Annotated in this window: 1 protein-coding gene; it reads right to left on the bottom strand. The window is 58.6% G+C overall.

Features of this window, described 5'->3' with window-relative positions; all coding sequences use genetic code 11:
- On the bottom strand, window positions 1–662 hold a 662-nt coding region (locus AC1DUA_RS39650), incomplete at its 3' end, for an asparaginase (protein WP_477504882.1).
- Between the last annotated feature and the right edge of the window lie 67 nt (window positions 663–729).

Below are 729 nucleotides of genomic sequence, written 5' to 3'. Positions count from 1 at the left end.
GCGTTTGCACGGGCCTCGGGCAGCGCTTCCGGGCTTCCAAGCCGGGCGAAAGCAAGCGCCAGATGGTTGATTGGCATGCCGARTACCGGCACTCCGCAGCCGTCGACTCCGAGCTCCATCTGCGATTTCGGGATGTCGGACATGGCGCATACCGCTTCTAGCATGAGCTGCTGCACAGGATGCAGCAGGCTCATGTAGGTGTCCGGCGATGCGCCGAGGTGCGCACAAAGCGCCAGCATGCCTGAATGCTTGCCTGAGCAATTGTTATGCAGCGTGGTCGGCGCTTCACCCCGTTCGCGCATCGCCTGTGCGGTCGGCGCATGGTAGGGCTCATGAGCACCGCATTGCAGGTGCTCGTGATGGAAACCGAGCTTGCCCAAGATGCCTTGGGCAGCGCTCACGTGCTCAGCTTCCCCGTTATGGGAAGCGCAGCACAAAGCAATTTCGGCATCTCCGAGGCCGAAATGATCCACCGCGCCGGATTCGATGACCGGCAGCGCTTGAATGAGCTTCGCCGTCGAACGAGCGAAGGTTAAGAGCTGTGGATCGCCTGCCCCGTGCAGCAGCGAGCCCTTGGTGTTAACTACCGCGAGATGAACGCGGTGAATACTTTCTGTTATGTTCCCGCGGTATACGCGGACGATGGTGTTAGAAGGCTTCATGTAAGGGTATYACTCCATACTAGGATTATTGAAAAGAGGTTGCAATCATGATGATTGAGCGTAGCGG

It is taken from the genome of Paenibacillus sp. 01T422 (genome assembly GCF_056398785.1).
The sequence above is the reverse complement of the archived record's forward strand: the minus strand, read 5'-3'. Positions and strand labels throughout refer to the sequence as shown.